Origin of the sequence: Streptomyces sp. NPDC004667, from assembly GCF_040609475.1 — a bacterium.
In the GTDB taxonomy this organism is placed as follows: Bacteria; Actinomycetota; Actinomycetes; order Streptomycetales; family Streptomycetaceae; genus Streptomyces.
Genome location: NZ_JBEXKC010000144.1, coordinates 1 through 9777 on the forward strand (window position 1 = coordinate 1; position 9777 = coordinate 9777).

Below are 9777 nucleotides of genomic sequence, written 5' to 3' on the forward strand. Positions count from 1 at the left end.
GGCGCGCAGGCGCGCCCCGAGGGCCTCCTCGCCCGGCGCCAGCAGCAGCAGTCCCCGGCCCCGGCGCAGCAGCTCCGCGGTGGTGGTGGCCCCCTCCTCCCCGACGAGGTCGACGGGGGGCAGCCGCAGCCCGAGCAGCGGGCCGTCGCCCGGTCCGACCTCGTAGCGGACGTCGAGGCCCGAGATCATCCCGGCCAGGTGGGCGCGGACGTCCTCGTGGCCGGTCAGTTCCGCGAACACCTCGCGGACCGCGTCGACCTCGGGTCCGCCCAGCAGCAGCAGCGCCTGTGTCCTGATGTTGCCCTGCACGGCCCGCCCGACGGCGTGCCGTTCCTCGTGGTAGCTGTCGAGGAGTTCCTCACCGCCGTGTCCGGTGACCGCGGCGGCCAGCTTCCAGCCCAGGTTGAAGGCGTCCTGGAGCCCGAGGTTGAGGGCCTGGCCGCCGACGGGCATCTGCTGGTGCGCCGCGTCCCCCGCGAGGAAGAGCCGGCCCCGGCGGTACCGGGCGGCCTGGCGGGAGGCGTCGTCGAAGGAGTTCACCCACAGCGGGGTGCCCTCGCCGATGTCCTCGCCGGTGATGCGCTTCCAGGTGTCGGCGACCTCCTCGAAGGAGGGCGCCGCGCCCCGGGGCCGCGCCCCGAACTCGTGCACCATCACCCGGGTCACCCCGTCGGGGCGGCGGGCCGCGACGACGAGTCCGCCCTCCAGCCGCTCGAAGCGGCGGGCGGGGACGTCGATGCCCGTCACGTCGGCCCGCAGCAGCTCGCGCCCGGCGTCGGTGCCCGGGAACGCGAAGCCGCCCAGCCGGCGCACGGCGCTGTCCTCGCCGTCGCAGCCGACCGCGTACGCGGCCCGGAAGGCCAGGGCCGTGCCGTCGGGGCCGCGCACCTCGGCGAGGACCCCGTCGCCGGTGTCGGACAGCCCGGTCAGCTCGTGGCCGCGCCGCACGTCCGCCCCCAGGTCGGCGGCCCACTGGCCGAGCAGTTCCTCCAGCCGGGCCTGCGGGACCTTCCACTGCCCGGGGTGGGGGCCCGGGAGGCCGAGGCCGAAGGGGATCCCCCCGAAGTGGCCGGCCTCCTCGCCCGGTACGTCGCCCAGGGCGTCGAGCAGACCCCGGCTGTCGAGGATCTCCATGGTGCGGGCGTGCAGGGTGGAGGCCCTGGATTCGGTGGTCGGCGCGGCGAGCCGGTCGAGGACCACCACGTCCGCGCCCGCGAGCCGGAGTTCCCCGGCGAGCAGCAGACCGACAGGGCCCGCGCCGACCACGATCACCTGGGATTCGGTGCAGTCCTGCTCGATGGCCATGGGCGTACTCCCTCTCTTGGGCCAGGCTGTGGTGGGGACGGTCCGCGTCAGGCGCTGACGAGGGCCCGGAGGCTCTCGTTGACGGCCTCGACGAGCGAACGGGGGGTGCTGTGGTCGGAGAAGACGTCGTCGTCGAGGGTGATGCCGAACTCGCGCTCGATCCGCCCGCCCGTCTCCAGGAGGGCCAGCGACTCGTAGCCCAGCGACTCGAAGTCGGTGTCGAGGATGGGGCCGCCGAGGTCGACGCCCTCGTCGGCGCCCGCGCCCTCCAGGAGGATGCGCTTGAGGTCGTCGAAGGTGAACTGCTGCTTGGACACGGAGGGTCCCTTCATCGGTCTTCCGCGGCCGGCCAGTCGCGGCCGCGGGGTACGGGGAGCTCCCGTCCGGGCCGGACGGGGGCGGGGTGGGCGGACGCCGGTGGGCGGCGTCCGTCAGTCGACGGAACGCAGCACGACGGCGGAGTTGAAGCCGCCGCGGCCGCGGGCGAGGACCAGGGCGGTCTGCACCGAGGCGGTGCGGGGCCAGGCCGTGACCAGGTCGATGTCGTAGGCGGGGGACAGGGTGACGTTGGTGGTCGGCGGGATGAGCCCCTCGCGCATGGCCAGGAGCGCCGCGGCCACGTCGACCATCCCCGCACCGGAGTTCAGCCGGCCGGTCATCGTCTTGGGCGCGGTGACCGGCACCCCCCGGGGCCCGAAGACGGCCGTGATGGCCTCGGCCTCCTCCCGGTCGAGGCGGGGGGTTCCGGCGGCGTCGGCGAAGACCACGTCGACCTCGACGGGGTGGACGCCCGCGTCGGCGAGGGCCGCGTCGATGGCCCGGCGCAGGCCGGGCTCGCGTCCGCTGCCCGGCCGCGGGTCGAGGGTGGAGGCGTGCCCGGCGAGTTCGCCGTGGACGGTGCGGGCCCCGCGGGCGCGGGCGCCGTCCTCGTCCTCCAGGATCAGCAGGGCTCCGCCCTCGCCCGGTACGTAGCCGGCGGCCGCCTCGTCGAAGGGCAGGTAGGCGCGCTCGGGTTCGGGGACGGTGGAGAGGAGTCCGCCGGCCAGGTGCGCGGCCCAGCCCAGGGAGCACAGGGAGGAGTCGAACCCGCCGGCGGCGATCAGCCGGGTGCCCTTGCGGAGCTGTCGCCGGGCGTGGGCGAGGGCGTCGAGCCCGCCCGACTGTTCGCCGACGACGACGCCCGCGGGTCCGCGCAGGTCGTGGCGGACGGAGATCTGCCCGCTGTTGACGGCGTAGAACCAGGCGAAGGACTGGTAGGCGCTGACGTGTTTGGCGCCGCGGCTCCACAGGTTGCGCAGCTCCCGCTCGCCGAACTCCATGCCCCCGGATCCGGCCGCGGTGACCACGCCCATGTCGCAGGGGTGGATGTCCCCCGGTGCCAGGCCCGCGTCGGCGAAGGCGCAGTCGGCGGCGGCGAGGGCGAGCTGGGTGACCCGGTCGGTCTGCGGGATCAGCCGCCCCGGCAGGTGCTCGGCGGGGTCGAAGCCGTGGATCTCCCCGGCCAGCCGGGCGGGGTAGGAGGAGGCGTCGAAGCGGGTGACGGGCGCGATGGCGTTCTTGCCGACCCGGGTCGCCGCCCAGAAGTCCTCCACCCCGAGCCCGCTGGGGGCGGCCACTCCGATACCGGTGACCAGGGTCCTGCTCATGCGGTCCTCCTGTCGGGGCGGGCCAGCACCATCGCGCTCTGGAACCCTCCGAACCCGCTGCCGACGGTCAGGACGGCATCGGTGCGGTGATCCCGGGCGACGAGCGGGACGTAGTCGAGGTCGCACTCGGGGTCCCGGGTGCGCAGGTTGGCGGTGGGCGGCACCACGTGGTGCTCCATCGCGAGGACGGACGCGGCGATCTCCATGGCGCCGATGGAGCCGAGCGAGTGCCCGATCATCGACTTCACCGAGCTGATCGGGGTCCGGTAGGCGTGCCGGCCGAGGGCCAGCTTGTACGCGGCGGTCTCGTGGCGGTCGTTCTGCCGGGTGCCGGAGCCGTGCGCGTTGACGTAGTCGAGGTCGGAGGGGCAGAGCCGGGCCTCGTCGAGCGCCACCGTGACGGCTTCCGCCAGTTCGCGGCCGTCGGGGCGCAGCCCGGTCATGTGGTGGGCACTGGACCGGGAGGCGTGGCCGGCGATCTCGGCGTACACGTGCGCGCCGCGCCGGCGGGCGCTCTCCAGCTCCTCCAGGACGAAGACGGCCGCGCCCTCGCCGAGGACGAAACCCTTGCGGGTGGCGTCGAAGGGCCGGGAGGCGGCTTCGGGCCGGTCGTCGTAGGAGGTCGTGGCCTTGACCGCGTCGAAGCCCGCCAGGATGAGCGGGGTGATCGGGGCGTCGGTGGCTCCGCTGACCATGATGTCGGCGACGCCCTCGCGGATCAGGTCGGCCGCGTGGGCGACGGCGTCGATCCCGGAGGTGCAGCCGGTGGAGACCACCGTGGCGGGTCCCTCCGCCCCGGCGGCCCACGCCAGTTCGGCCGCGAAGGAACTGGGCACGAACTGCTCGTACAGGTGCTCCGGTGCCCGGGTGTGGTCGACCTGGGCGAGGCGGCCGTCGTCGCCGGCCACCCGGTAGGCGCGGTCGAGTCCGCCGATCGCGCCGACGGCGGTGCCGACGCTGACCCCGGTGCGGTGGGGGTCGAGCGCGGCGAGGTCGAGGCCGCTGTCGGCGAGCGCCTCGCGCGCCGCGACCACGCCGAACTGCGCTGCCCGGTCCATGCGCCCGACCTCCTGCGGGGTCAGCCCGTGCAGGAGCGGGTCGAAGTCGGCCTCGGCGGCCACCTTGGTGCGGAAGCCGGAAGGGTCGAAGCGGGTGATCCCGCGCGTCGCCGTGCGCCCCGAACTGAGCAGGCTCCAGAAGTCGCGGCTGCCGATGCCTCCGGGCGCCAGCACCCCGAGCCCCGTGATCACTACCCGGCGAGCCACCGGTACGGCCCTCCCCTCGTGTCGGCCCGGCCGGTGCTCACTCGGAGGCCGACCAGTCGTAGAAGCGGGTGGCCATGGCGTCGGCGGGGGTCCGCCAGGTGGCCGGGTCGTAGGGCTGGATGAAGGGCAGCAGGTCGTGGCTGATCCTCATGAAGCGCGGGTCCGTACGGGATTCCTGGATGCGCCGGCCGCCGTCGTCGTCGGCGAAGTCCTGGAGGTGGAAGTAGAGGCCCTTGTACATGAACAGGCGCCGGCGCAGGGTGCCCATCCGCTCCGGCATGTCCGTCTTGTCGAACTCGGTGAACAGACGGGTCACCTGGTCCTTCGACATGCTGTCCATCCGCGCCACGATCAGGTTGCTGTGCTGCATGCGGTGTCTCTCGCTTCCGTGAGGGGAGGGCGGGGGGTCAGGCGTGGTACAGGCGGATGAAGTCGGCGACGCCGTCCGCGATCAGCGCGTCGGCTTCCTCCCGGGGCACCGGCAGCGCGCCCAGGAAGGAGCGCTGGACGACGGTGGAGGGGACCAGCAGGATGAACCGTTCCGCCGCCTGGTCGGCGTCGGGGATGTCGAGCAGGCCGCGGACCGCCAGGCGTCGCAGCCGCTGGGCCAGTTCGCGACGGGCCTGCCGGGGGCCCGCCGCCTGCCACTTCTCGACGGCCCCGGTCGGCAGCCGGCTGACCTCGGCGCTGATGTGCCGGACGATGGCGAAGTGCTCGCGGAAGGCCTCCAGCGGCGCGAGCCAGGCCCGGCCGAGGGCGATGAGGTCCGCTTCGAGGTCGGTGATCTCTTCGAGGTAGCTGTCGGCGACGGCCGCGAGGGCCGCCGCCACGGAGGCGGAGCTGTCCAGCAGGACGCCCAGCAGCAGCTGCTCGTGGTCGGGGAAGTGCAGCGCGACGGTGTCCGTCGGCACGCCCGCCTCGGCCGCGGTGGCCCCGGCGGTGCAGCGCGTCCAGCCCTCGCGGGCCAGGACCGTACGGGCGGCCCGGACGATCTCACGGCGCTCCCCGGCCGGTCCGGACGGGGCTCGCTCGATGGTTGCCAGGGGCGTTGCCATGGGTGGTCTCTCCTCGTGAGGTGCTCGGGGATGCGCGTGCGGTGCTCTTGAGGTGCCCGTCCGCGGGCAGCACGGGGCGCCGCTCCCCCGGACCGGCGCGATGGCCGTCGGGACGCGCGGTCGGGCTACGGGCGGTCGCGCTACGGGCGGTTGGGACGCGGGCGGTCGGGCTACGGGCGGTCGGGCTACGGGCCGCCGGGACGCGGGCCTTCGGAACACGGCCCGTCGGGACGTCGGGCGGGCGATGCCCGGGGGCGGCCGGCCGGCCTCATGCGGGGCCGAACCAGCGCTCCAGGGCCATCGGCAGGTCGTGGTGGCTGCCGGGCGCGGCCCAGGCCACGTACCCGTCGGGCCGGATCAGCAGTGCGGTGGTGTCGTCCGCCGGCTCGCCCCCGGACGGGCCGGAGGGGCGGGCGGTGACGATGTCGACCCGGTCGCCCCAGGCGGCGGCGCGCCGGCGCAGCCGCGGGTTGTCGGCCAGGTCCAGCAGGACGCCCCGGGCGGGGCGCAGCAGCGCGGTGGCGGAGGTCCGTCCGCCGGGCCCGTCCAGTTCCAGGCCGGGCATCCGGCGGCCCAGCAGCGGGTGGCCGCCCGCGCCGACGTCGTAGGTGATCTCCAGTCCGGTCACCATGGCCGCGAGGTGGCGGGCCACGTCCTCGTACGCCATGAGCTCGCGCAGGGAGTCGCGCAGCGGCTGCACCTCGGCGCCGCTCAGGAACAGCAGCCCCTGGGCGCGGGTGTTCATCAGCAGCCGCCTGCCGACCGGGTGCCGTTCCCCGTGGTAGGTGTCGAGCAGGGCGAGCGGCGCCCGGCCCCGGACCACGGCGGCCAGCTTCCAGCCGAGGTTGACGGCGTCCTGGATACCGGTGTTCATGCCCTGCCCGCCGGCGGGCAGGTGGATGTGCGCGGCGTCGCCCGCCAGCAGTACGCGGCCGCGCCGGTACTCGGTGACCTGCCGGGCCGCGTCTCCGAAGGCGCTCACCCACACCGGCTCGGCGGCCGAGATGTCCTCGCCGGTCAGCCGCTGCCAGGCGGCGGCGACCTCCTCGAAGGACGGCGGGGCCTCGCGCCGCCGCGGCGGGGTGCCGCGTTCGCAGACGACGATGCGGGTGGTACCGCCGGGGAGCGGACCGACCATCACCATGCCGCCGGGCAGGGTCTCGCCGATCATTCGGGGCTCGAGCTCGATGCCCTTGATGTCGGCGAGGTACATCTCCATGGTGGCGGCCGTGCCGGGGAAGTCGAAGCCGGCCGCCTTGCGCACGGTGCTGCGCCCGCCGTCGCAGCCCACCAGCCAGGCCGCGCGCAGGCTGTGGACGCCGTCAGGCCCGCGCACCTCGACCTCGACGCCGTCCTCGTCCTCGCGCAGCGCGAGGACCTCGTGGCCGCGCCGGATGTCGGCGCCCAGGCCCGTGGCCCACTCCTCCAGGTGCGTTTCGGTGACCGACTGCGGAACGGTCTTGGCCGCCTGGCAGGCTCCGTCGAGGACGCCGAAGTCGAGGGGCAGGCCGCCGAAGTGGCCGAGGGTGCTGCGTTCGATGTCGCCGAAGCGCGCGAGGATGCCGCGCTGGTCGAAGGTCTCCAGCGTGCGCGCGGTGAAGCCGAGGCCGCGCGATTCGCCCGTGCGGCGCTCCAGACGCTCCAGGACGACGACGGCGACTCCCGCCAGCCGCAGTTCGCCCGCGAGCATCATGCCCGCGGGGCCCGCGCCGACGACGATGACCGGTGCGTCCATCACGACTCCTTGAATTCGCCTCCGGAGACAGTGCACCGGATCTTGACTACAAGGTTCTTCGGACGCGAGCGGCCGTTCAATGGTGCTGGATTCAGGACTCGGTCAGGTTCCACAAGGGCCGGTCCGGTGGGTCGGGGAACGGCCAAGGGAATGTCAAGACCAGGTCAGACCGCTCCGTCCGGGCTCCGCCCGTCGCCGTGCGGACCCCGGCGGGGCGCGGCTCAGGCGCGGGCAGCGGCGCGGCGGTCGAAGCAGGCGCGGACGTCGCTCTCGCTGTAGTACGTACGGCCCGCGCGGTTGCGCCGGCGCCACCGCTCCTCGCTCGCCAGCCGGTACACGGTGCCCGTCGGGGTGTGCCACAGCTGCGCGATGTCGCCGGCGGTGAGCCAGCGTTCGGTGGCCGGCGCGGCGGCACCGGGCGCCCGCCCGGCCTCCAGGGAGTCGCTCAGCTCGCTCCACCGGTCGCTGGTCCAGCGGTGGGCCGGGTCCGCGTCGCACACGACCGCCCGGCCGGCGGTCCGGTCCGCGTCGCGGACGGACAGGGCCAGGCCTCCGGGGCAGCCGGGCTCGGGGCAGTCGCCGAGGCGGAAGGTGCGGGCCGGTTCGGGGAAGGCGGCGCGGCGTCCGGACCGGACCAGGCGGGCGATCTCCTCGGAGGCCTCCGCGGCCGCCGGGTGGGCGGCGATCCAGTCGGCGTTGCGCTGCAGGAAGGCGGTCAGGTCGGCGACGGTGCGCGGCGGTGCGGGGAACCCGCGCTCCTGTGCGACGAGGCCGCCCCAGGAGCCGAGCACGGAGACCATCCGGGCCCGTACGTCGGCCGCGGCCCCGTTGAAGGGGAGTCCGGGCAGCTCGCCGCCGCTCGTCCGCTCGCGCAGGCTGCCGGGGGTCGTACCGCCGAGGACGCGCCCGCACTCCTCGTACAGGTGCGCCAGTTCGCCGAGGCCCGCCGAGAGGTGGTCCCGGCAGGTCCGGCACAGCCGGCCGTCCCGGACCGTACGCCGACGGGGGCGGCCGTCGGCTCCGGCGCCGCGGCAGCCCTCCCCGTGACACAGTGCCGTCACCGTCATGTCGTTCCCCCCTCGGCTCGTTGCGGTGGTCTGCGTGCTCCCGCGCGGGTGCGCGGGGCGGGCCGGGCTCAGCCCTGGCCGAAGCGGAAGCCGACGCCGCGGATGGTGATGATCCATCCGGCGCCTATCTTGTTGCGCAGGGTGCTGACGTGCGTGTCCACGGTCCGGCGGGACCAGGAGTCCCCCCACACCTGCTGCATCAGCATCTTGCGGGGGATGACGGTGTCGGGATGGGACGCGAGGAGGTAGAGCATGTCGAACTCCTTGCGGGTGGTCTCGACGGGCACCCCGTCCAGCGTCACCTCGCGCGTCCCCGAGTCGATCCGCAGCGGACCGCGGGTGATGGTGGCGGCGACGGGCCGGGTGGGGCGCGCCCGGCGCATGACGGCCTCCATGCGGGCCATCAGTTCGCGGAATCCGTAGGGTTTGGCCAGGTAGTCGTCCGCGCCCGCCTGGAGGCCGAGGACCCGGTCGAGTTCGCTGCCCCGGGCGGTGACCGCTATCAGGGGGATCTCGTGGGCGGCGCGGATGCCCCGGCAGACCTCCAGGCCGTCCAGGTCGGGCAGTTCCAGGTCCAGGAGCACCAGGTCGGCGTCCACGTAGCTGCGCAGCGCCTCGCCGCCGGTACCCACGATGTCGACCTCGTGCCCGTGCCGGCGCAGACCGCGCGCCAGCGTCTCGGCCTCGGCCGAGTTGCTCTCCACGATGAGGATCCGCCACAGCGCCGACTGCGTCGGCGCGTGCTGCGGTGTTCTCTGGCCTTCGGCCGGTGAGAAACCGCCGTTCGCTCCCGCGGCGACTGTGTGAGGTTCCAGCACAGCCATGGTCCGCTGGTTCATCTGCCCCCCTCCCTCAAGCTCGGTTGGGTCAACGTCAAGAAGATACAAACCGCTGCGTCGGTTTGTCAAAGCCCACAAAACACAACCAGGCTCTCGATAAAAGGGTTAAATCGGGCCATCCCTAGGCGAAAAACCATGCAGAACAGGCCATCCAGGGGGACCCTCACCCGCTTCCAATACCAACGGGACGGTTTAATAATAGAAGGAAACTGATACAGGAGCTATGCGTGATCAAACAAGAACGCGCTGTCCGCACCCGCCGCGCACTGATCGAATCGGCGGCCAGGGTGTTCGGGCGGCGCGGGTACGCGGAGGCGACGCTGAGCATGATCAGCGTCGGAGCCGGAGTCAGCCCGGGCGCGCTGCACTTCCACTTCGAGAACAAGGCCGCGATCGCGGCGGCCGTCGAGACGGCTGCCGCGCGGGCGCTGCGCGCGGCGGCCCGGGAGGTGTACGCGCGGCGCACCTCGGCCCTCCAGGCCCTGGCGGACAGCTCCCAGGCCCTCGCCGGGCTGCTCCTGTCCGACGTGGTGGCACGGGCCGGCTTCCAGCTCAGCCGGGAGCCCACCTACCCGTCGTCGTTCGCCCTGCCCGGGGAGTGGCACGAGTACGTCCACCGGCTGCTGACGGAGGCCGCGCACGAGGACGCCCTGCTGCCCGGCCTCAACCGCCAGAGCGTCGCCACGACGGTGGTGGCCGCCACGCTCGGCTTCGAGGTGCTCGGCCGGGACGACCCCCAGTGGCTCGCCCCGCGCACGCTGGCCGGGTTCTGGCGGGTGGTCATGCCCTGTCTGGCGGCTCCGGCCACCCTGCGCGCCCTGGGCGCCGCCGGCCGCGGCTCCTGACGCGCCGGGGCGGCCCCGGC

General features: G+C 74.2%; 10 protein-coding genes. 1 reads left to right on the top strand and 9 read right to left on the bottom strand.

The features are described from left to right. The 9 genes from ABZW32_RS37300 to ABZW32_RS37340 form a co-directional block, all read right to left on the bottom strand. A partial coding sequence (locus ABZW32_RS37300; RefSeq protein WP_356224978.1) for an FAD-dependent monooxygenase occupies positions 1–1305 on the bottom strand: 1305 nt, incomplete at its 3' end. Positions 1306–1352: 47 nt separating this feature from the next. Further along, positions 1353–1622, bottom strand: a complete 270-nt coding sequence (locus tag ABZW32_RS37305; protein WP_266845263.1) for an acyl carrier protein — start codon at positions 1620–1622, stop codon at positions 1353–1355. Positions 1623–1736: 114 nt separating this feature from the next. Continuing rightward, a complete protein-coding gene (locus ABZW32_RS37310; protein ID WP_356224980.1) occupies positions 1737–2951 on the bottom strand; it encodes a ketosynthase chain-length factor in 1215 nt (404 codons plus the stop codon). Further along, on the bottom strand, positions 2948–4216 hold the full coding sequence (locus ABZW32_RS37315; RefSeq protein WP_356224982.1) for a beta-ketoacyl-[acyl-carrier-protein] synthase family protein: 1269 nt from the start codon (positions 4214–4216) through the stop codon (positions 2948–2950). The genes ABZW32_RS37310 and ABZW32_RS37315 overlap by 4 nt, the downstream gene beginning before the upstream one ends. Positions 4217–4253: 37 nt before the next feature. After that, complete coding sequence (locus ABZW32_RS37320; protein ID WP_356224984.1) at positions 4254–4586, bottom strand: TcmI family type II polyketide cyclase; 333 nt, start codon at positions 4584–4586, stop codon at positions 4254–4256. 37 nt (positions 4587–4623) lie between these two features. Next, positions 4624–5271 carry a TetR/AcrR family transcriptional regulator C-terminal domain-containing protein gene (locus tag ABZW32_RS37325; RefSeq protein WP_356224986.1) on the bottom strand — a complete coding sequence of 216 codons (648 nt, stop codon included), beginning with the start codon at positions 5269–5271 and terminating at the stop codon, positions 4624–4626. Between the two features lie 268 nt (positions 5272–5539). Further along, on the bottom strand, positions 5540–7006 hold the full coding sequence (locus ABZW32_RS37330; protein WP_356224988.1) for an FAD-dependent monooxygenase: 1467 nt from the start codon (positions 7004–7006) through the stop codon (positions 5540–5542). Between the two features lie 221 nt (positions 7007–7227). Next, positions 7228–8073: a hypothetical protein gene (locus ABZW32_RS37335; RefSeq protein WP_356224989.1), complete on the bottom strand. Its 846-nt coding sequence runs from the start codon at positions 8071–8073 to the stop codon at positions 7228–7230. Positions 8074–8141: 68 nt separating this feature from the next. Further along, entirely contained in the window at positions 8142–8912 is a 771-nt protein-coding gene (locus ABZW32_RS37340) for a response regulator transcription factor (protein WP_356224991.1), read from the bottom strand. A 227-nt stretch (positions 8913–9139) separates the two neighbouring features. Here ABZW32_RS37340 and ABZW32_RS37345 point away from each other — a divergent pair, with 227 nt between their 5' ends. Next, on the top strand, positions 9140–9757 hold the full coding sequence (locus tag ABZW32_RS37345) for a ScbR family autoregulator-binding transcription factor (protein ID WP_356224993.1): 618 nt from the start codon (positions 9140–9142) through the stop codon (positions 9755–9757). Positions 9758–9777 lie beyond the last annotated feature (20 nt).